The following is a 20,570-nucleotide window of genomic DNA, read 5'->3' on the forward strand; positions in this document are numbered from 1 at the left end:
CCGTTCCCGGGCCCGTCCTCCTCGCCGTCTCCCGGTCCGGACCATTGGTTCCGTTTCCGGCCGGTCTGATGAAGGATGCGGCCCATGCACACGGACACGCTCAGCCCGGCAGGCATCCACGAGCCCGCCGACACCGTCACCGCCCTCGGCCTCGTACCGGCGCCCGCCCGCGCCCGCACCCGCGATGACGCCCCGTTCGTCCTGGACGCGGCCACCACCCTGTCCGCGGGCCCCGGTACCGGCTCCACCGAGCGGTGGCTGCGGTCCACGCTCGGCGCGGCCTACGGCCTCCCGCTCGCGGCGGGGCGGGCCGGCGGGCCCGGCGCGATCGAGCTGCTGACCGACCCCGGCCTGGAGCCCGAGGGCTACCGGCTGACGGCAGGGGCCACGACCGGCGTACGCATCACGGGCGGCGGCCCCGCCGGAGTCTTCCTCGGCGCCCAGACGCTCCGCCAGCTCCTCGGCCCCGGGGCGTTCCGCCGCGCCCCGCTCGCCCCCGGCGCCCGGCCCACCGTCCCTGCGGTCGGGATCGAGGACGCCCCGCGCTTCGCCTGGCGCGGCTTCATGCTCGACGTCGCCCGCCACTTCACGCCCAAGGACGACGTGCTGCGCCACCTCGACCTGCTGGCCGCGCACAAGCTGAACGTCTTCCACTTCCACCTCACCGACGACCAGGGCTGGCGCGTCGAGATCAAGCGGTACCCGCGTCTCACGGAGACCGGCGCCTGGCGCTCGCGCACCAAGTACGGCCACCGCTCCTCCGACCTCTGGGACGAGACCCCGTACGGCGGCTTCTACACCCAGGACGACATCCGCGAGATCGTCGCGTACGCCGCCGAGCGGCACATCCGGGTCGTCCCCGAGATCGAGATTCCCGGCCACTCGCAGGCCGCCATCGCCGCCTACCCGGAGCTCGGCAACACCGACGTCACCGACACCGCCGCCCTCACGCCGTGGGACCGCTGGGGCGTCAGCACCCATGTGCTCGCCCCCACCGAGGCCGTGCTGCGGTTCTACGAGGGCGTGTTCGAGGAGATCCTGGCACTGTTCCCCGCCGAGGTCTCGCCGTTCGTCCACGTCGGCGGCGACGAGTGCCCCAAGGACGAGTGGAAGGAATCCCCCGCCGCGCAGGCCCGGATCGCGGAACTGGGCGTCGGTGACGAGGACGGCCTCCAGTCCTGGTTCGTCCGCCACTTCGACCGCTGGCTCACCGCCCGGGGCCGCCGGCTCATCGGATGGGACGAGATCCTGGAGGGCGGGCTGGCCGAGGGCGCGGCCGTCTCCTCCTGGCGCGGTTACGCGGGCGGCGTCGCCGCCGCCGAGGCCGGCCACGACGTGGTGATGTGCCCGGTGCAGCAGGTCTACCTCGACTACCGGCAGGACGGCGGTCCGGACGAACCGATCCCCATCGGGTACGTCCGCACCCTGGAGGACGTCTACCGCTTCGAGCCGGTGCCGCCGGACCTCTCCCAGGAGGCCGCCCGGCACGTCCTCGGCACCCAGGGCAACGCCTGGACCGAGGTCATGCACAACCGCGCCCGCGTCGACTACCAGGTCTACCCGCGCCTGGCCGCCCTCGCCGAGGTCGCCTGGTCCGAGCTGCCCGCCCCCGCCGACCGCGACTTCGCCGCCTTCGCCACCCGCATGGAGGCGCACTACGCCCGGCTGGACGCGCTCGGCGTCGAGTACCGCCCGCCGGGCGGCCCGCTGCCGTGGCAGCGCCGCCCCGGAATCGGCGGCCATCCTCTGGAGGGCGCACCCCCGGTCGTGTGATTCCGCCCGCCCCCGATCGTGCCCGCGGCCGGGCGGAATCGGGGGGCGGGCCGGCCGCGCGGGAGGGCCGGGAGGCCGTTTCGGAGCCGGGCCGTGTGGTGCGTGAGTTGGCCGAAACTTTGCGTTCGGCCCGGGGTCGGTTCAGGGACCAGGACCGCCCCGCACCACGTGCCGTCAGGGACGAACGGCTCTCCGCGACCTCGCGCGCGGCTCTCGGCGACGCGCCGTGGAGTGGCCATTCACACCCCGTACCGAAGTAGTACGAACCAGGATTTTCGGGCCGTTCGGTGACGGATGCAACCTTCGTGGACCCTCGCGCCGGACCTGCCGGAAGATGTGCCAGAGTTGCCACGTCCGGGCTGTGAGCACGTACCGTACGGCGGAACGGGCCGGAGGGCCTGGACACCGGGAAGGGGCAGCTGGGTTGACCACGCACGCACCGCAGGCGACGCAGTCGGTGACAATGCCTGCATCGATCGACGAGGCTGTGGCGGCCCTCGGCGCCATGCCCGCCGCGGTTCCGGTGGCCGGTGGCACCGACCTCATGGCAGCCGTCAACCAAGGCCTGCTCCGCCCCTCGGGACTCGTCGGACTCGGCCGCATCAGCGAGCTGCGTGGCTGGAACTACCAGGACGGCCACGCCCTGCTCGGCGCCGGCCTCACCCACGCCCGCATGGGCCGCCCCGACTTCGCCGCCCTGATCCCCGCGCTCGCCGCCTCCGCCCGCGCCGCGGGCCCGCCCCAGATCCGCAACGCCGGCACCCTCGGCGGCAACATCGCGAGCGCCGCACCGAGCGGCGACACGCTGCCCGTGCTGGCCGCCCTGGAGGCCGAGCTGGTCATCGCCGGCCCCGGCGGCCGCCACCGCGAGATGCCGGTCTCCTACCTGCTCGCGGGCCGTGAACTGCTCGAACCGGCGGAGCTGATCGCCTTCGTCCGGGTCCCGTTGCTGCACGCCCCGCAGGTCTTCCTCAAGGCCACCGGACGCACCGGGCCGGGCCGGGCCACGGCCTCCGTCGCGATCGTCCTCGACCCGGCCCGCCGCGGGGTGCGGTGCGCGGTCGGCGCCATCGCGCCGATGCCGCTGCGCCCGCTGGAAGCCGAGCAGTGGATCGCCTCCCTCATCGACTGGGACGGCGCGCGGGGCCTGGCCCCCGACGCCCTGGCCGCCTTCGGCGAGTACGTCGCCGCGGCCTGCATCCCGGACCAGGTACCGTCGGCCGAAGGGGAGGCACCACCACCGCTGCCACCCGCCGTTCTGCATCTGCGGCGCACCGTCGCCGCGCTGGCCCGGCGCGCGCTGGGGAGGGCACTGTCGTGAGCAACGAGAACAACCCCCAACAGCACGGACAGCAGGGGGAGTACGACCCCGAGCCGCGCTACGGGTCCTGGCAGCCGACGCGGCAGAGCGGCGAGTACGACGCGGACGCGACGGCCTTCGTCCAACTGCCGCCGGAAGACCTGGCCGACGCCCCGCTGGCGGCTCCCGGCCACGGCTACGTACCGCCGATGATCCTGCCGCTGACGCCCGCCGCCGGTCACGATCCGGCCGCCGCGGGCGGCTGGAACGCGCGGCCGCAGCCCGACGAGCAGCCCCCCGGGTACGGCTCCGACGGCTCCGGCCCGTCCGGTGCAGTGCACTGGCCGGACCCCAACCAGCAGAGCCCGTACGCCCCGTACGAGCAGTCGGCCGGGCACCACGCCGCCCAGTGGAACTTCACCGAGGGCTACGACGGAACCGGCGCGACGGACGGCACCGGCCACGGCCCGGACACCGGCGTCCACCAGGGAGGGTACGGACGCGACACCGCGGTGTACGGGGCGGACTCCGGCTCCGGCTACGAAGCGGCCCCGGCCCACGAGGGGTACCCGCCGTACACGGTGCCCGGGGCCTACGAGCCGCCCTACGAGGGCGAGCACGGCACCCAGGGCGCCCGCGGTGCCGGGGACCACCTCGGTCACGAAGGCCACACCGGGCACACCGGGCACACCGGGCACACGGACACCTCAGGCCTCCAGGACCACGCGGGCCTCCAGGACCACGCCGGGCACTCGGACCACACCGGGCACTCGGACCACACCGGTCACGTGGATCTCTCCGGCCACGGCGACCCCGTCGGGCACAGCGGCCAGTGGACGATCCCGGTCGCCGACGGGGAGCTGCCGGACGAGTCCGGGGAGTTCGCCCCCTCCCCGGCCCTCTCGCAGTGGTACACCGGCGCCACCCCGCCGGCCACACTGCCCGGCGGTGCCCCCGCGCCCTGGGCGACCCAGGAATTCGTCGTACCGGAACCGGAACCGCAGGCGGAAGCCGAGCGGGAGGCGGAGTCCGAGCCGGAGTCCCAGCCGGAACCCGGCCCCATGTCCGGGGCGGTGGCCGTGGACCCGGAGGCCGGCACCCCGGCCGAACCGGCGGCCGAAATGCCGGACGAGCAGCCGGTGGGAGCCGGTGACGACCCGGTGCCGGCCGCCGTCGCACCCTCGGCGCCCGGGGACGAGCCCGGCCACGCGCCGGACGCGGAGGCCGCGCTCGACGCCCCGGCCGCGCTCGACGCCCCGGACGCGCTCGACGCCCCGGAGGCGGCGGACCCGACGAACTCGGCGGACCCGGCGGACGTCGGCCAGGACCCGGCCCCCGGAGAGGGCGAAGTCCCGGCCTCACCGGCCGAGTTCGCACCGGCCGAGCCGGAGCCCGAAGAACTCGCGCCCGGTGAGTTCGCACCCGGGGAGTTCGTCGCCGAGGGCGCCCCGCTCGCGCCGGAGGCCGTACCGCTGCCGAGCGAGCACCCCGGCGCCTCGTACGTCCTGCACGTCAACGGCGTCGACCGCCCGGTCGCCGACGCCTGGATCGGCGAGTCGCTGCTCTACGTGCTCCGTGAGCGGCTCGGCCTGGCCGGCGCCAAGGACGGCTGCTCGCAGGGTGAATGCGGTGCCTGCAACGTCCAGGTCGACGGCCGCCTGGTCGCCTCCTGCCTCGTGCCGGCGGCCACCACCGCCGGCAGCGAGGTCCGGACGGTCGAAGGGCTCGCCGTCGACGGCGAACCCTCCGACGTGCAGCGCGCGCTCGCCGCGTGCGGAGCCGTCCAGTGCGGCTTCTGCATCCCCGGCATGGCCATGACCGTCCACGACCTGCTGGAGGGCAACCACGCCCCCAGCGAGCTCCAGACGCGTCAGGCGCTCTGCGGGAACCTCTGCCGCTGTTCCGGCTACCGGGGCGTGCTCGACGCGGTGCGCGACGTCGTGGCCTCCCGTGCCGCGGACGCCGAGACCGCCGCCACGTCTCCCGCCGGAACCCCGGACGCCGTCGAGGCGCGCATCCCGCACCAGGCGCCGCCCGGCGCCGGCGGCGTCCAGGGCCCGCCGCACCAGGGAGACGCGCGGTGAGCCCCGCCGCCCCCTCCCCGTCCGTCCGCACCGGTCTCCGCGCGTCCACCTCGGTGGACGCGCGCCCGGCGCACCGGCGTCACCGCGACGCCACCCCTCAGGTCAACGTCACCGGCACCCCCAGCCGCCGCCGCGGCGGAGCGAACGACAAGGAGGCGGCGTGACCAGCGACGCGGCCACCGCGGCCAACGCGACCAGCACCACCCTGCCCCGGACCGACAGCGCGTCCGGCCCTTCCGGCACCCCCGTCACCGAGGCGCCCGCGCACGGACTCGGCGCCTCGCTGCCGCCCGCCGACGCACGCGCCAAGACCGAGGGCACCTTCCCGTACGCCGCGGACCTCTGGGCCGAGGGGCTGCTCTGGGCGGCCGTGCTCAGATCGCCGCACCCGCACGCCCGGATCGTGTCCGTCGACACCACGGCCGCCGCCGAGATGCCCGGCGTGCGCGCGGTCGTCACCCACCAGGACATCCCCGGCGAGACCCTCTACGGCCGTCAGGTCGTGGACCGCCCGGTCTTCGCCTCCGACCTCGTGCGCCACCACGGCGAGGCCATCGCCGCCGTCGCGGCCGACCACCCGGACACCGCGCGCCTCGCCGCCGCCGCCATCGCCGTCGAGTACGAGGTCCTGGAGCCGGTCACCGACCCGGAGAAGGCGTTCGAGGCCGAACCGCTGCACCCCGACGGCAACCTCGTCCGCCACATCCCGCTCCGCTACGGAGACCCCGACGTCACCGGCGAGATCGTCGTGGACGGCCTCTACCGCATCGGCCGCCAGGATCCGGCGCCCATCGGCGCCGAGGCCGGGCTCGCCGTACCCCGGCCGGACGGCGGCGTCGAGCTGTACACCGCCTCCACCGACCCGCACACCGACCGCGACCTCGCCGCCGCCTGCTTCGGCCTGGAACCCGACCGGGTGCGGGTCGTGGTGACCGGCGTCCCCGGCGCCACCGGCGACCGCGAGGACCCCGGCTTCCAGATCCCGCTCGGCCTGCTGGCCCTGCGCACCGGCTGCCCGGTGAAGCTGGCCGCCACCCGCGAGGAGTCCTTCCTCGGCCACGCCCACCGCCACCCGACGCTGCTGCGCTACCGTCACCACGCGGACGCGGAAGGCCGGTTGGTCAAGGTCGAGGCCCAAATCCTGCTGGACGCCGGGGCGTACGCCGACTCCTCCTCCGACTCCCTCGCCGCGGCGGTCGCGTTCGCCTGCGGCCCGTACGTCGTCCCGCACGCCTTCATCGAGGGCTGGGCCGTCCGCACGAACAACCCGCCCTCCGGACACGTCCGGGGTGAGGGCGCGATGCAGGTGTGCGCCGCGTACGAGGGCCAGATGGACAAGCTGGCGGCCAAGCTGGGCATCGAACCCGCCGAGATCCGGCTCCGCAACGCTCTGTCCACCGGCGACCTCCTGCCGACCGGCCAGACCGTCACCTGCCCCGCCCCGGTCGCCGAACTCCTCGAAGCCGTCAAGGACTTCCCGCTCCCCGTACTGCCGAAGGACACCCCCGAGGACGAGTGGCTGCTGCCCGGCGGCCCGGAGGGCGCCGGTGAGCCCGGAGCCGTACGCCGGGGTGTCGGGTACGCCCTGGGCATGGTCCACATGCTGGGGGCGGAGGGCACCGACGAGGTCTCGACGGCCACCGTGCGCGTCCACGACGGCATCGCCACCGTGCTCTGTGCGGCGGTCGAGACCGGCCAGGGCTTCACCACCCTCGCCCGCCAGATCGTGCAGGAGACCCTCGGCGTCGACGAGGTCCACGTCGGTGCCGTCGACACCGACCAGCCGCCGGCCGGACCGGCCACCCACGGCCGGCACACCTGGGTCTCCGGCGGGGCCGTGGAGCGCGCCGCGAAGATGGTGCGCACCCAGCTGCTCCAGCCGCTGGCCCACAAGTTCGGCATGTCCGTGGAGCTGCTCCAGATCGCCGACGGCAAGATCACCTCGTACGACGGGGTGCTGTCCACCACGGTCGCGGAGGCACTGGACGGCAAGGAACTCTGGGCGACCGCCCAGTGCCGCCCCCACCCCACCGAGCCGCTGGACGAATCCGGTCAGGGCGACGCCTTCGTCGGGCTCGCCTTCTGCGCGGTCCGCGCGGTGGTCGACGTCGACATCGAGCTCGGCTCGGTCCGGGTGGTCGAGATGGCCGTCGCCCAGGACGTCGGCCGGGTCCTCAACCCGGCCCAGCTCGCCGCCCGCATCGAGGCGGGCGTCACCCAGGGCATCGGCGCCGCGCTCACCGAGAACCTCCGCACCGCCAAGGGCCTGGTCCGCCACCCCGACCTCACCGGGTACGCGCTGCCGACGGCCCTGGACGCCCCGGACATCCGCATCGTGAAGCTGGTCGAGGAGCGCGACGTGGTCGCCCCCTTCGGCGCCAAACCCGTCTCGGCGGTCCCCGTGGTCACCTCCCCGGCGGCGGTGGCCGCCGCGGTCCGCGCCGCGACCGGCCGCCCGGTCAACCGGCTCCCGGTCCGCCCCCAGGCGGCGGTTGCGGCGGCCCCGAAGGGCTGAGGCCCGAGCCGTGTCCGGGTTCCGCGCTCCTGTGCGGGGCCCGGAGACGGGGCCGGCGTCCCCGGAACACGCGAAAGCGGCCGTCCCCGCACCATGGGGACGGCCGCCGCCGTGTTTCGTACGGCGCGCGCGCCGCGTTCCTGCTGGAGGCCGTGACCGGATTCGAACCGGTGTAACTCGAGTTGCAGTCGAGCCCCTGAGCCTCTCGGGCACACGGCCGAGGTGTGGTGCCTCGGTGTTGTCATGACCGTACGGCCCGGGGTGGCTCGGCTCAAGGGGTTCGACGGGCCCGCAATGCGACTGCCATACGCCGTTCACAGTCGCCCGCCTGCCCCATCCGGCACCGTCCGGCCCTTTCGGCGCCCCGCACCCGGGAGCCCGGGCTACGGGGGCGCGGTCCCGGCCTGCCGCCCCGGGCGGTGTCCGGCTCGTCGGTCAGCGCGAGCGGCCGTCGAGGTGACCCCGCAGGAAGGCTGCGACGTCGTCCAGCGCCCGCGCGCCTTCGGCGAGGACGGCGGCGAAGCCCTGGAAGACGTGGGGCGCGCCCGGGAACGTCTGCAGGGTGACCGCCACGTCGTCGTCCGCGGCCTTGGCGGCCAGCCGGAGTGCGTCGTCGAGGAGGACCTCGTAGCTTCCGGCCTGGATGAGCAAGGGGGGCAGTCCGCGCAGGTCGGCGAAGAGGGGGCTGGCGAGGGGCGAGCGGGGGTCGGCGCCCTTGAGGTAATGGTCCGCACGGATGGTCAGCGCCTGCCGCGTCAGGGCAGGGTCGAGGGAGGCCTTGGTCCCGTGGCTGCGGCCGGACTGGGTGAGGTCCACCCAGGGGGAGAGAACGGCGGCCGCCGCCGGCTGCGGCAGCCCGGCCTCCTTGACCGCGACCAGCAGGGCCAGGGCGAGTCCTCCGCCGGCGGACTCGCCGCCCACGGCGACCGTCTCGGCCGGCACACCGCCTTCGACCAGCCCGCGGTAGGCGGCCAGAGCGTCGTCGACGGCTGCCGGGAACCGGTTCTCCGGTGCGAGCCGGTAGTCCACCGTGTGGACGGTGGTTCCGGAGCGACGGGCGATGTCGGAGGCCAGGCCGACGCTCGCGGCGGCGGAGCCGAGGGCGTAGCCGCCCCCGTGGAAGAACAGCACCGTCCCCGACGGCTCGCCGTCGCCCGCGGTGACCGTGAGGGCGGGGACACCGCCGAGCTCGGCGGCCGTGGTGCGCACGTCCGCGGGGACCGGGTGGGAGGCGATCATCTCGTCGAAGACGAGCCGCATCGTGTCCGGGTCACCGCCCAGGTCGAGCGGGGAGGTGCGCAGCAGATCGACGACGGCGCCGAGTGGGGACGCGGCCATGGTGGTCCCGCCGGCCGCGCCGCTCGATCCGCCGGTCACTGTGGCGACCCCGCGCCCGTCGTGCCGCGTATCCGTCATCTTCTGCTCCCTGGGTGCGAGTCGTCGCGGCGTTCTGTCGCACACCGCGACGACTTCTCGTCGGTTCCACCCTTCGCCACGCGTGCGTTATTTGTCCAATGAATCATTGGCATACAGAATATGCGTGTGACGCATATCGAGCGAACCGACCTGAACCTGCTCGGTCCCCTGGCGGCTCTGCTGGCGGAGCGGCACGTCTCCCGCGCCGCCGAGCTGGCCGGGACGAGCCAGCCGGCGATGAGCCGGGCCCTGCAACGGCTGCGGGACGCCTTCGGGGACGAACTGCTGGTCCGCACGCCGGGCGGCTACCGGCTCACCCCGCGCGCCGAACGGATCCAACGTCAGCTCGGCGGGGTCATGCCACGACTGGAGACGCTGTTCGCACCGGAGACCTTCGAGCCCGCGGACGCGGCCGAGGCGTTCCGGATCGCCGGGACCGACTACGCCTCGGTCTTCGTCCCCGCGCTCTGCCGACGCGTCTTCCGGGACTCTCCGCACTCCACCCTGGACTTCGGCAGGTGGCACGACGGCGTCTTCGACGACCTCGACCACGGCCTCGTGGACCTGCTCTTCTACGCCACCAGGAAGCCCTCACCCGGCCTGCGCAGCGAGCACCTGTTCGACGACCGGTTCGTGTGCGTCATGGCGCGCGACCACCCACTGGCCCACCGGCCGGGGCTGACCCTGGACGACTACCTCGACTCCCGGCACGTGATCGTCGCCACCGTCGGCGGCCGCCAGACCGCGGTCGACGATCTGCTGGACCAGCTCCGCAGACCGCGCACGGCCGGTCTCTCCGTGCCGTACCACTCCGTGGCGCCCCTGGCCGTCCCGGGCACCCGCCTCGTCGCCACCCTTCCCCGCCGCATCGCCGCCGAGCACGCCTTTGACCCCGCGCTGCGCATCCTGCCCGCGCCGCCGGAGATCCCCCCGCTGCGCTACCACATGAGCTGGCACCCCCGTCTCGACGACGACCCCGCCCAGCGCTGGCTGCGTGACGCGGTCCGCGGGGTCCTCGCGGAGCCGTCCCCGTGAGCCCGCCGCGCCGCCACGGGATCCAGCCCGATCCGAACGAGAGACCTACGACCATCGGACCACCGCACCCCCACCCCGCGACAGGGATCAACCGGGCGTTTGCCCCTTACCCTGGTGCGATGACCGCCCTGGACCCGCGCGACGCCGATGTCGCGCCCGCCGCCCTGCCCGCCGACGACATACCCGCCGACGCCCGGGCCACCGGCGCGCGGACCGAAGGGGCCGGCGAGGCGGGGGAGGCCGGGGACTCCACCGAGGGTGTGCTCGGCCGGACCTACCGCGCCCTGAGCATCGGCATCGTCTCCGTCGTGCTGCTCATCGCCTTCGAGGCGACCGCCGTGGGGACCGCCATGCCGGTGGCCGCACGCGAGCTGCACGGGGTCCCGCTGTACGCCTTCGCCTTCTCCGCGTACTTCACCACCAGCCTCTTCGCCATGGTGTTCTCCGGGCAGTGGGCCGACCGCAGCGGGCCGCTCGGCCCCCTCGCGGCCGGGATCAGCGCCTTCGCCGCCGGGCTGCTGCTCTCCGGCGGCGCGAGCGGGATGTGGATGTTCATCGCGGGCCGGGCCGTCCAGGGGCTCGGCGGGGGACTGGTGATCGTCGCCTTGTACGTCGTCGTCGGCCGCGCCTACCCGGAGCGACTGCGCCCCGCGATCATGGCCGCCTTCGCCGCGAGCTGGGTCATCCCCTCCGTGGTCGGACCGCTCGCCTCCGGCACCGTCACCGAGCACCTCGGCTGGCGCTGGGTCTTCACCGGCATCCCGGTCCTCATCGTCTTCCCGCTGGCGCTCGCACTGCCCGCGATACGCCGCAGGGCCTCGGGCCCGGCGGACGAGGCCGCGGGCGCCAAGCCCTTCGACCGCCGGCGCATCCGGCTCGCCCTGGCCATCTCGGTGGGCGCCGGGCTGCTCCAGTACGCCGGGCAGGAACTGAACTGGTTCGCAGCTCTGCCCGGCCTCGCCGGGGCCGCCCTGCTGGTCCCCGCCGTCCGGGGGCTGCTGCCCACCGGAACCGTCCGTGCCGTGCGCGGGCTGCCCGCCGTCGTGCTGCTGCGTGGGGTCTCGGCCGGGTCCTTCATCGCCGCCGAGTCCTTCGTGCCCCTGATGCTGGTGACCCAGCGCGGGCTGAGCCCGACCATGGCCGGGCTGTCGCTCGCGGCGGGCGGCGGTACCTGGGCGCTGGGATCGTTCATCCAGTCCCGGCCGCGGATGGAGCCGCACCGGGAGCGACTGATGTTCGTCGGCATGCTCATGGTCACCGTGGCGATCCTGACCGCCCCCTCCGTGCTGATCCACTCCGTGCCCGCCTGGACCGTGGCCGCCGCCTGGGCGGTCGGTTGTTTCGGCATGGGCATGGTGATCGCCTCGACCAGTGTGATGATGCTCAAGCTCTCCACCCCGCAGGAGGCGGGCGCCAACTCCGCGGCCCTCCAGATCTCCGACGGCCTCTCCAACGTCCTGCTCCTCGCGATCGGCGGCGCGGCCTTCGCGGCGCTCGGCGGTGGCGCGGTGGGCGCCGTCCACGAGACCGTGCGGGCGGGCGCCTCGGCGGCCCATCCGGGGGCCTTCGCGGCGGTCTTCCTGCCCATGGCGGGAGTCGCCCTGGTGGGGGCCTGGGTGGCGACCCGGGTACGGGCCCCGCACGCCGTCTGAGGGACCCGGCGGGCGCGGGCGCCGGTGTGTGAAGAGGGTCTCAACGGACCCGAACCACGCCTCGTCCGTACGGGGTTCCGTCCGGCTCCCCGGTAAGGTGGCCCGGTTGTCGTATCGCGTACCGGGTGCCCCGGGCGGTACCGGCAGCACCCCACGTACCCGAGAGACCCGAACCGGAGACCGTGACTACTACCGCCTCCCACCACCTCTCACCCGCCTTTCCCGGCCGCGCCCCCTGGGGCACGGCGGGCAAGCTGCGAGCCTGGCAGCAGGGCGCCATGGAGAGGTACGTCCAGGAGCAGCCGCGCGACTTCCTCGCGGTCGCCACCCCCGGCGCCGGAAAGACCACCTTCGCGCTGACGCTCGCCTCGTGGCTGCTGCACCACCACGTCGTCCAGCAGATCACCGTCGTCGCGCCGACCGAGCACCTCAAGAAGCAGTGGGCGGAGGCAGCAGCCCGGATAGGCATCAAGCTCGACCCCGAGTACAGCGCCGGGCCGGTGAGCAAGGAGTACCACGGCGTCGCCGTGACCTACGCCGGTGTCGGCGTGCGCCCGATGCTGCACCGCAACCGGTGCGAGCAGCGCAAGACCCTCGTGATCCTCGACGAGATCCACCACGCCGGTGACTCGAAGTCCTGGGGCGAGGCCTGCCAGGAGGCGTTCGATCCCGCCACCCGCCGACTCGCGCTGACCGGCACCCCGTTCCGCTCCGACACCAACCCGATCCCCTTCGTGACGTACGAGGAGGGCAACGACGGCATCCGGCGCTCCTCCGCCGACTACACGTACGGCTACGGCAACGCCCTCGCCGACGGCGTCGTCCGACCGGTGATCTTCCTCAGCTACAGCGGCAACATGCGCTGGCGCACCAAGGCCGGCGACGAGATCGCCGCCCGCCTCGGCGAGCCGATGACCAAGGACGCCATCGGGCAGGCCTGGCGTACCGCCCTGTCGCCCACCGGCGACTGGATCCCCAACGTGCTCACCGCCGCCGACAAGCGGCTCACCGAGGTCCGCAAGGGCATCCCGGACGCCGGCGGACTGGTCATCGCCACCGACCAGGAGTCGGCCCGCGCCTACGCGAAGATCCTCAAGTCCGTCACCGGCGAGAAGCCGACCGTGGTCCTCTCCGACGAGAAAGCCGCGTCCAAGAACATCGACAAGTTCAGCGCGGACGACTCGCGCTGGATGGTCGCCGTCCGGATGGTGTCCGAGGGCGTCGACGTACCCCGGCTCGCGGTCGGCGTGTACGCGACGACGATCTCGACCCCGCTCTTCTTCGCCCAGGCCGTCGGCCGTTTCGTACGCTCCCGCAGGCGCGGCGAGACCGCCTCCGTCTTCGTCCCCACCATCCCGATGCTGCTCGACTTCGCCAACGAGATGGAGGTCGAACGCGACCACGTCCTCGACAAGCCGAAGAAGGGCAGCGACGAGGAGAACCCCTTCGCGGAGGAGGACAAGCTCCTCGCCGACGCCGAACGGCTGGAGGACGAGGAGACCGAGGACCAGCTGCCCTTCGAGGCGCTGGAGTCCGACGCGGTCTTCGACCGGGTGCTGTACGACGGCGCCGAGTTCGGCATGCAGGCCCACCCGGGCAGCGAGGAGGAGCAGGACTACCTCGGCATCCCCGGCCTGCTGGAGCCCGACCAGGTGCAGCTGCTGCTCCAGAAGCGGCAGACCCGGCAGATCGCGCACAGCCGGACGAAGCCCGCCGCCGAGGCCGACCTCCTGGAGAAGCCGGCCGAAGCCCGCCCGGTGGTCACCCACAAGCAACTGCTGAGCCTGCGCAAGCAGCTCAACACCATGGTGTCGGCCTACACCCACCAGAGCGGCAAACCGCACGGCGTGCTCCACAACGAGCTCCGCCGGGTCTGCGGCGGACCGCCGAGCGCCGAGGCGACGGCGGGCCAGATCCAGGACCGGATCAAGAAGGTCCAGGAGTGGGCCACCCGCATGACGTGAGGCTCCTCGCGGTCCTCGCGTGACCGCAGTGCGCGCGGCCCGGTACCTGCGGAATCCTCCGTCGGTACCGGGCCGCTGTCAGGCGGTCCGCCTCAGGGAGACACCTTGTGCCCTTCGGGCACCTCGGCGGGCAGCTTCGCCTCCGCCGCGCATCCCAGCTCCTCGGCGAGGCCGCGGGCCACGGCGTTGAGCACGGTCATCCGGTCTTCGGCCGTGCCGCCGGGGTCGGCCATCCCCTCGTCGAGATACATCTCGGCCTTGACGAATCCTCCGGCTTTCTGGGACTTCGCCGAGGGACACGCGAAGTACAGCAGGGCGCCTTCGTTCTTGCCGACGGCGGCGTAGGACCCCAGGGGATAGATGATCCTGTCGAGGTCGTCCCCGGATCCCGCAGGCTTCGCGGGGTCGGGAGAGGCGGCGATCGCGACGAAGCCGATGTCGATCAGCGGGAGATCGGAATCGCTGTCCCCCAGGTAGATCCTGCAGTCGACACCCCGGGCTCCCTCGCGGAGCTTCTCAGCGGTCTCCTTCACGGAGAACTTGTACGGGTCTCCGCTCTCGGCGGACCCCTCCGACTCCCAGTACTCGTCCGTGCCGCCGAGCTTTTGCAGGGCGGCCCCGCCTGCCCTCTTCAGAGTGCCGTCGCAGATCTGCGACGCAGGCCGCACATCGGGCTTGTTCGCAGATCCGCCGTCGCCGTCGCCGCACGCGGTGAGGCCGGCGACGAGCAGAACCCCGTACACGGCCCAGTGGCCCTTTTTCCTCATGACGTTCCTGTTCTGCGAGTCGGTGCTCTCCATCGGGCGTTCAGTCCTTGTACGGGGCACGCCCACGCTGGTCGTCATGGCCCGAACCGGTGTTGTAGGCGTTGTTGATCTCCTGGGTCCAGTTTCTGTCGTCGCTCTCCGCTGCCGCACCGGGGTTGCTGTCCAGGTAGGTCTGATACGCCTGCCCGAGCTGTTCGGTGCCGGCGGTGTACACGTCGTGGCTCGTCATCTGCGCCTTCTGCGTCGGGTCGTCCTCGGCGCCGTCGATGCCCTTGTCGACCTCGTGGCCGATGAAGGTGTTGACCGCCTCGCCGATGGTGTCCGCCGCCAGCGGCGCCACCACGAGGGCCACCGCGGTGGAGCCGGGCAGCGGAATCGCGGCGATTCCGCCCGCCACGACCGCTCCGGCGCCGAGCTTGACCCAGTCGCCCGACCGGCCGAGCGATTTGTTGGCCTCCTCGGAGTCGGCCGTGTAGGTCGTCTCCGCCTGCTGCACGCGCGCGTGGTCCAGGATGCCGCGCGCTTCCGCCCCGGTCGTCATCGCGTCGTGCGCCTTGTCGAAGTTCCCGTCGACCGATGCCGGATACGCGTCCAGCGCGCTGAGCGTGTAAATGTGCTGGGCCGCCGTCACCGTCTTGTACGAGGTCTCGTCCTGCCCCAGTACGCTCAGGAAGTTGATGGCGCCGTCGTTGGTGAAGTTGGCCCGGCCCGCGTACTTGGGCGGGAAAACCTCGTCGTCCATGCCCGTCTCGCCGATCCCCGACAGGCTGTAGTCGATGTCGTCGATGTACGCCGCCCCCATCTTGCCCAGGCTGTCCGCCAGTTCGGGTTGGTCGTGCAGCATCTTCGGGCCGTCCTCGCTGCCGTACAGGTACGCCACCTGTTCCATCACCCCGGCCGTCAGGGCCGTGCGGTGGTCCAGGCTGCCGGGGATCAGCGGGTCCTTGGCGGCCATCGGGTCGGCGTCGTACGCCCAGCCGGTGGTGGCGGCCTCCAGTGCGTGGCCGAGGGCGTCGTGACCGGCGACGACCTTGTCGTCACCGCCCATCATGTAGGCGTCCGAGAGCCAGATCCGGTCCTTGGTGAGGTACTTGAGGTGGTCGTTCACCTCGGAGTCCTTGTCGACGCTCGCCCCCGTGCCGTCGGGCTGCGCGAAGAACTGGGCGGAGGCGTCCGGGTTGTGCCCGAGGGCTTCCATGAAGCCCGTCATGGGGTCACGGCCGCGGTCGTTCTTGTCGTAGAAGTTGAGGTCGCCCTGGTTCCAGTTGTTGATCCAGGGGTTCATGTCCTTGACGTTGCGTTCCTTGTCGTACTCCACGAGCTTGTCGCCGTAGTCGTTGAGGAACTGGTCGTCGTAGTCGCCGAAACGCATGAGGTTGCTCATGACGCCGAAGCCGGTCGGGTCGTTGGCGTCGTCGATGCCCAGGTGGTCCGGGCCCAGCTTCACCATCGTGTCCTCCCACTCCTCCATCTCCTTGCTGTCGGAGAGGGTGGCGGTGCCGAGGGTGATGCCGAGGTTCTTCTGGAGGAGCTTCGCCTGCTCCAGGCGCTTGGGGTCGGTGCCGTACCCCTGGTAGGGGTCGGCGATGCCCGCGTAGAACTCCAGGGTCTTCTTCGGGCCGACGTCGGTGGCGAACTTCTCCGCGAAGAGCGGGTCGTTCTTGTATTTGGCCAAACCCTCGTTGAGGCTGTTCAGCTCGGTCAGCGTGACCTTGTGCGGGTCCTTGGCGAGGATCTTGGAGAGCCTGTCGGCCTCGGCGATCGCGTTGGCCGCGGAGTCGCGGTCGGCGTAGCTCGCGCCCGAGAAGCCGTACGTGGCCTGGTCGACGATGAGCGTCAGCGCCTCGGCCGCGGAGGTGTCGCTCTCCGTCGCCTTGCGCAGGATGTCCTGGACCTGGTCGCGGAGGTGGTCGACGTCCGCCTGGCTGTGCTCGGGGACCGTGGTGCCCTTCGCCGCGCGGTCCGGGTGGATGTTCATCGTCACCGAGAAGGAGTGTTCGCCGGTCTCCACGACCGTCAGGTTCTTCTTCGCGCCCTCGTGGATCACGTCGTTGAGCTGGTCCCGGTACCCCACCAGCTCGCCGCGGGTGTCGGCGAGGATCTTGGAGATGGTCTGCGCCTGCGTGTGGGCGTCACCGAACTCGCCCGCCGTCTTGTCGATGAACTCCCGGCTGACCGTGGCGTTCTCGCCCGCCCAGTCGGCCTTGGCGGCCTTGGCCTGGAGGTTGTCCCGGGCGTCCGACTTGAGCGTGGCGAGGTTCTTCGCCATCTGCTCCCAGTCGGTTATCGCCGCGTCGAGCTGGGAGAAGTTTCCGAAGCGGAGCGCGTCGAGGTCCATCAGCGGGCCTTCCTCTCGTCGAATCCGTCGTCGAGGGTGCTGATGCTGCTGAGGGTGCCCGCGATGTACACCTCGTCGCCGGCGTGCGCGCCCTTCGTGTAGTCCAGGTGGTTCGATATGTGGGCCGTCGCGTCGAGCAGGCTCTGGACCTGGTCGACCCACCGCGAGGCCACGTGGTCGAGGGCGCCGCCGAGTGCGTAGCCCTCGGACTTCAGGCCCGCGGCCGCCTTCTGCGAGGCGGCACGGGCGTGGTCGCTGAACCGGCTGAAATCCTGGTGCAGTTGGAAGGCGGCGTCACCGACGGCCGCCAGATCCTGCTGGTTGACCTTCAGGTCTCCCTGGGTGTTCGCCGAGGGTTCCGGCGGGATGTGGTTCAACTGCATACGTGCGGTGTGCTGTTCGGCCGCCTGGGCCTTGAGTTGTTCCCATTCGTCCCACGCCATGCGCGGATCGCCTCCCCGTGTGTCCGGCCGTCCGGCTTGGGGGCCGTCTGGCCACGAAACCTACCAAGCGGACGGTGCGGGCGGCATCGAGTCGAACAGGGGCCGGAACGGGCCCCACCGGCAGGGTGAGAACCATGATTTTTTGTCACGTACTGTTAACGCCGGTTCGCCAACGGTGGCCTTCGTCACCCTCCGCGTCGTGCGACCTGGACGCGCGTAGACGTCCGGGTTCCGGACGGTCTCGCGCTGACCGGCGGTTATGCGGGGGAGGATCGCCCGAGGACCGGATTCTGGACGAGGGCTTCCGCTCAGCGGACTGCCTCGCTACTGTCCGTCCATATGTGAACGCCCCGTGGCAACGCCGCCGCGGAGCGCAGCCGGTATCGGGCCGTATCCGTACGCACCATGCCTTCCGGGGCGAAGGTGGAACTCTCGGATGCGACCGGACCAGACCGGCGGCCTCTCCGTGCGTCGCCGCTGGGACCGGCGTCGCGCCTGCGTGGAGCCGGCCGTCGTCGCTCACCCTCGGAGGGGACGGGTCGTGACCGCGGAGACTTCCCAGACACTCGACCGAGGACTTCGTGTCCTCAAACTGCTCGCCGACACCGACCACGGGCTGACCGTCACCGAGCTGTCCAACCGGCTCGGCGTCAACCGCACGGTCGTCTATCGGCTGCTCGCCACACTCGAACAGCACACCCTCGTGCGCCGCGATCTCGGCGGCCGGGCCAGGGTCGGACTCGGCGTGCTCCGCTTGGGCCGCCAGGTGCACCCCCTCGTGCGGGAGGCGGCGCTGCCCGCACTCCGCTCGCTGGCCGAGGACATCGGGGCCACCGCCCACCTGACGCTCGTCGACGGTGCGGACGCGCTCGCCGTCGCCGTCGTCGAGCCGACCTGGACCGACTACCACGTCGCGTACCGGCCCGGTTTCCGCCACCCGCTGGACCAGGGTGCCGCGGGGCGGGCCATCCTCTCCGCCCGGCAGCGCACCGTCGTGGACCACCCCGGCTACACCCTCACCCAGGGGGAGCTGGAGGCGGGCGCCAGCGGGGCCGCGGCGCCGCTGGTCGGTGTCTCGGGAGTGGAGGGGAGCGTGGGCGTGGTCATGCTCGCGGACTCCATTCCCGACCGGGTCGGCCCACGCGTCCTGGACGCGGCCCGCGAGGTGGCCGACGCCCTGCGCTGAGCGGGAGCCGACGACCGCCCATTACTGACAGGTTCACGATCCTTCGGAATCGTACGTTCCGGACTCGCGCAGTCCGGTTCCGTACGGTCCCGCGCCTCCTGCGGTCCGCAGGGCGCGGCGGCCTGCCCGCCCCGCGCCGCCGGGCCCGCGGGCCCGGCGCCGGGGGCGGGGCCCACCGGCAGATAGATTGGCCGGGTGCCCCTTCGTCTCTCGCGCCCCCGCACCCTCGCTCTCTGCGCGCTGCCGGTACTCGCCCTGTTCGGGACCGCCGCCTTCGCCCCGCTGCCGTTCACCGTGGCCCAGCCCGGCACCACGGCCAACGTCCTCGGCTCGGCGGACGGCAAGCCGGTGATCACCATCACCGGCGCACCCACCCGCACCACCGAGGGCCAGCTGCGGATGACGACGATCGTCGCGACCGGGCCCAAGGCCGACGTGCGCGTCGGTGACGTGGTCGACGGCTGGTTCCGTACGGACCGGGCGGTCATGTCCCGCGACTCCGTCTATCCGACCCAGGGCTCCGAGAAGCAGATCGAACAGCACAACCTGAACGACATGAAGGAGTCCCAGGACGTCGCCGTCGACGCGGCCCTGAACTACCTCGACCGCGAGCAGGGCTCGATGACCTTCTCCCTCGATCTCGGCGACATCGGCGGCCCGAGCGCCGGCCTCTTCCTCGCCCTCGGCATCATCGACAAGCTCGACGGCAACGGTTCCGGCGGCGACCTCACCGGTGGCCGCACCATCGCCGGTACGGGCACCATCGCGGCGGACGGCGCGGTCGGCGCGGTCGGCGGCGTCTCGATGAAGACCCAGGCCGCCCGGCGCGACGGGGCGACCGTCTTCCTCGTACCGAAGGACGAGTGCGGTGCGGCCGAGGCGGAACTCCCGAAGGGCCTGCGGCTGATTCCCGTCACCACCCTCAAGGGCGCGGTGTCCGCGCTCGACGCCCTGGACCGGGGCGCGAGCGTCCCGAGCTGCTGAGCGCGGGGGACACCGGAGACACGGGCGGGGGTGCGGGCGCGACCGGGGGCGATGCCTCGCCGGCCGCAGGATCCCCGTTCGCAACCCGCCGCAAACCGTGTTGCGACAGGCCTTCGTGCGTACGGGGCGCCCCTCACTCCTCCTTGATGAACCCCTCCTCCACCAGCCACTCCAACGCCACCGTGTGCGGGTCCGCGCCCTCCACGTCCACCTTGGCGTTGAGCTCCTGGGCGACCTCGGTGGTCAGCTTCGCGCTCACCGGGTCCAGCAGGTCCGCGATCACCGGGTACTTGTCGAAGGTCGCCGTGTGGATGACCGGCGCCGCGTTGTAGTTCGGGAAGAAGTGCTTGTTGTCGGCGAGCACGTCCAGGTTCATCGCCTTGATCCGGCCGTCCGTCGTGAAGATCTCGCCCAGCAGACAGGAGTCGGACTTGGACACCTGGGTGTAGATGATCCCCGCGTCCATCTTTCGGATGTTCGCGGCCGGCAGGGACATCCCGTACGCCTTCTCCATGCCGGGCAGACCGTCGTCGCGGGAGGCGAACTCGTTCTCCACGCAGACCGTCACCGCCGACGGGTCCTTCTTCGCCAGCGCCGCCACGTCGGACAGGTCCTTCAGCTTGTACTTCGCGTTGTTCTTACTGCTGATGGCGAGCGCGTAGGTGTTGTTGAGGCTGGACTGGGGGAGCCAGGTCACCCCGTTCCGCCGGTCGGCGTCGCGTACCGCCTTCCACTGCTCCTCGGGGTCGTCGATCGGCTCCGCGTTGCCCAGGTAGGTGATCCAGCCGGTGCCCGTGTACTCGTACATCGCGTCCGCGTCGCCCTGCACGATGGCCTCGCGGGCACTGATCGACCCGGGGAGGTTGGTGCGGTCCAGCACCTCCGCGCCGGCCGCCTGGAAGACCAGGCCGATCATCTGGCCGAGGATGATGTTCTCGCTGAAGTTCTTCGAGGTGACCGTCAGCGAGGCGCCCTTCAAGGGCTCCCCGGCGCCCACCGAGCCCGGCGACACGTCGTCCGCCATCACCGAGCCGCTCTTCAGTCCGCACCCGCCGAGCGCCAGCGCCAGCACCACGGCCCCGGCCACGCCGGTCACCGTCCGGGCCGCGCCCG

Annotated in this window: 15 protein-coding genes and 1 tRNA gene; 10 read left to right on the plus strand and 6 right to left on the minus strand. The window is 72.5% G+C overall.

All coding sequences use genetic code 11. The features are described from left to right. Positions 1-84 precede the first annotated feature (84 nt). The 5 genes from OHT52_RS19230 to OHT52_RS19250 all read left to right on the plus strand — a co-directional run bounded on the left by OHT52_RS19230 (position 85) and on the right by OHT52_RS19250 (position 7,672). Complete coding sequence (locus OHT52_RS19230) at positions 85-1,773, plus strand: beta-N-acetylhexosaminidase (RefSeq protein ID WP_328721420.1); 1,689 nt, start codon at positions 85-87, stop codon at positions 1,771-1,773. Between the two features lie 424 nt (positions 1,774-2,197). Beyond that, positions 2,198-3,094, plus strand: coding sequence for an FAD binding domain-containing protein (locus tag OHT52_RS19235; protein ID WP_328721421.1), 897 nt, complete (start codon positions 2,198-2,200; stop codon positions 3,092-3,094). Beyond that, positions 3,091-5,157 (plus strand): 2Fe-2S iron-sulfur cluster-binding protein, encoded by a 2,067-nt coding sequence (locus OHT52_RS19240; RefSeq protein WP_328721422.1) that lies wholly within the window; start codon positions 3,091-3,093, stop codon positions 5,155-5,157. Before OHT52_RS19235 ends, OHT52_RS19240 begins: the two co-directional genes overlap by 4 nt. After that, complete coding sequence (locus OHT52_RS19245; protein ID WP_328721423.1) at positions 5,154-5,321, plus strand: hypothetical protein; 168 nt, start codon at positions 5,154-5,156, stop codon at positions 5,319-5,321. The genes OHT52_RS19240 and OHT52_RS19245 overlap by 4 nt, the downstream gene beginning before the upstream one ends. Then, the gene (locus OHT52_RS19250; protein ID WP_328721424.1) at positions 5,318-7,672 is read left to right on the plus strand and encodes a xanthine dehydrogenase family protein molybdopterin-binding subunit; all 2,355 of its coding nucleotides are present in this window, start codon (positions 5,318-5,320) and stop codon (positions 7,670-7,672) included. The genes OHT52_RS19245 and OHT52_RS19250 overlap by 4 nt, the downstream gene beginning before the upstream one ends. A gap of 144 nt (positions 7,673-7,816) precedes the next feature. On the opposite strand, the gene OHT52_RS19255 is transcribed toward OHT52_RS19250, so the two are convergent. Continuing rightward, a tRNA-Cys gene (locus OHT52_RS19255) sits at positions 7,817-7,891 on the minus strand. Between the two features lie 216 nt (positions 7,892-8,107). Beyond that, positions 8,108-9,088, minus strand: coding sequence for an alpha/beta hydrolase (locus OHT52_RS19260; RefSeq protein WP_328721425.1), 981 nt, complete (start codon positions 9,086-9,088; stop codon positions 8,108-8,110). 126 nt (positions 9,089-9,214) lie between these two features. On the opposite strand from OHT52_RS19260, the gene OHT52_RS19265 reads away from it, so the two are divergent. The 3 genes from OHT52_RS19265 to OHT52_RS19275 all read left to right on the plus strand — a co-directional run bounded on the left by OHT52_RS19265 (position 9,215) and on the right by OHT52_RS19275 (position 13,739). Further along, entirely contained in the window at positions 9,215-10,123 is a 909-nt protein-coding gene (locus OHT52_RS19265; protein ID WP_328721426.1) for a LysR family transcriptional regulator, read from the plus strand. A gap of 119 nt (positions 10,124-10,242) precedes the next feature. Continuing rightward, the gene (locus OHT52_RS19270) at positions 10,243-11,775 is read left to right on the plus strand and encodes an MFS transporter (RefSeq protein ID WP_328721427.1); all 1,533 of its coding nucleotides are present in this window, start codon (positions 10,243-10,245) and stop codon (positions 11,773-11,775) included. A 182-nt stretch (positions 11,776-11,957) separates the two neighbouring features. After that, on the plus strand, positions 11,958-13,739 hold the full coding sequence (locus OHT52_RS19275; protein WP_328721428.1) for a DEAD/DEAH box helicase: 1,782 nt from the start codon (positions 11,958-11,960) through the stop codon (positions 13,737-13,739). A 92-nt stretch (positions 13,740-13,831) separates the two neighbouring features. Here OHT52_RS19275 and OHT52_RS19280 read toward each other — a convergent pair whose 3' ends face one another. From OHT52_RS19280 to OHT52_RS19290, 3 genes are read right to left on the minus strand one after another with little or no spacing between them, the layout of a single operon-like run. Then, positions 13,832-14,539 (minus strand): hypothetical protein, encoded by a 708-nt coding sequence (locus OHT52_RS19280; protein ID WP_328721429.1) that lies wholly within the window; start codon positions 14,537-14,539, stop codon positions 13,832-13,834. A gap of 7 nt (positions 14,540-14,546) precedes the next feature. Then, the gene (locus tag OHT52_RS19285) at positions 14,547-16,844 is read right to left on the minus strand and encodes a hypothetical protein (protein WP_328721430.1); all 2,298 of its coding nucleotides are present in this window, start codon (positions 16,842-16,844) and stop codon (positions 14,547-14,549) included. Further along, positions 16,844-17,287, minus strand: a complete 444-nt coding sequence (locus OHT52_RS19290) for a hypothetical protein (RefSeq protein WP_328721431.1) — start codon at positions 17,285-17,287, stop codon at positions 16,844-16,846. The genes OHT52_RS19285 and OHT52_RS19290 overlap by 1 nt, the downstream gene beginning before the upstream one ends. A gap of 541 nt (positions 17,288-17,828) precedes the next feature. Between OHT52_RS19290 and OHT52_RS19295 the strand changes: the two genes are divergently transcribed. Next, positions 17,829-18,473 carry an IclR family transcriptional regulator gene (locus OHT52_RS19295; RefSeq protein ID WP_328721432.1) on the plus strand — a complete coding sequence of 215 codons (645 nt, stop codon included), beginning with the start codon at positions 17,829-17,831 and terminating at the stop codon, positions 18,471-18,473. A gap of 195 nt (positions 18,474-18,668) precedes the next feature. Beyond that, positions 18,669-19,457, plus strand: a complete 789-nt coding sequence (locus OHT52_RS19300) for a S16 family serine protease (protein WP_328721433.1) — start codon at positions 18,669-18,671, stop codon at positions 19,455-19,457. Positions 19,458-19,590: 133 nt separating this feature from the next. Here OHT52_RS19300 and OHT52_RS19305 read toward each other — a convergent pair whose 3' ends face one another. Then, on the minus strand, positions 19,591-20,481 hold the full coding sequence (locus tag OHT52_RS19305) for a glycine betaine ABC transporter substrate-binding protein (protein WP_328723810.1): 891 nt from the start codon (positions 20,479-20,481) through the stop codon (positions 19,591-19,593). Positions 20,482-20,570: the final 89 nt, after the last annotated feature.

It is taken from the genome of Streptomyces sp. NBC_00247 (assembly GCF_036188265.1).
Taxonomy (GTDB): domain Bacteria; phylum Actinomycetota; class Actinomycetes; order Streptomycetales; family Streptomycetaceae; genus Streptomyces.

What these genes read in the sequence shown, in the direction of transcription:
- OHT52_RS19230 (WP_328721420.1), top strand. Translation starts at nt 85, where the DNA reads ATGCACACGGACACGCTCAGCCCGGCAGGCATCCACGAGCCCGCCGAC.
- OHT52_RS19260 (WP_328721425.1), bottom strand. Translation starts at nt 9,088, where the DNA reads ATGACGGATACGCGGCACGACGGGCGCGGGGTCGCCACAGTGACCGGC.
- OHT52_RS19270 (WP_328721427.1), top strand. Translation starts at nt 10,243, where the DNA reads ATGACCGCCCTGGACCCGCGCGACGCCGATGTCGCGCCCGCCGCCCTG.
- OHT52_RS19280 (WP_328721429.1), bottom strand. Translation starts at nt 14,539, where the DNA reads ATGGAGAGCACCGACTCGCAGAACAGGAACGTCATGAGGAAAAAGGGC.
- OHT52_RS19285 (WP_328721430.1), bottom strand. Translation starts at nt 16,844, where the DNA reads ATGGACCTCGACGCGCTCCGCTTCGGAAACTTCTCCCAGCTCGACGCG.
- OHT52_RS19290 (WP_328721431.1), bottom strand. Translation starts at nt 17,287, where the DNA reads ATGGCGTGGGACGAATGGGAACAACTCAAGGCCCAGGCGGCCGAACAG.
- OHT52_RS19305 (WP_328723810.1), bottom strand. Translation starts at nt 20,481, where the DNA reads ATGGCGGACGACGTGTCGCCGGGCTCGGTGGGCGCCGGGGAGCCCTTG.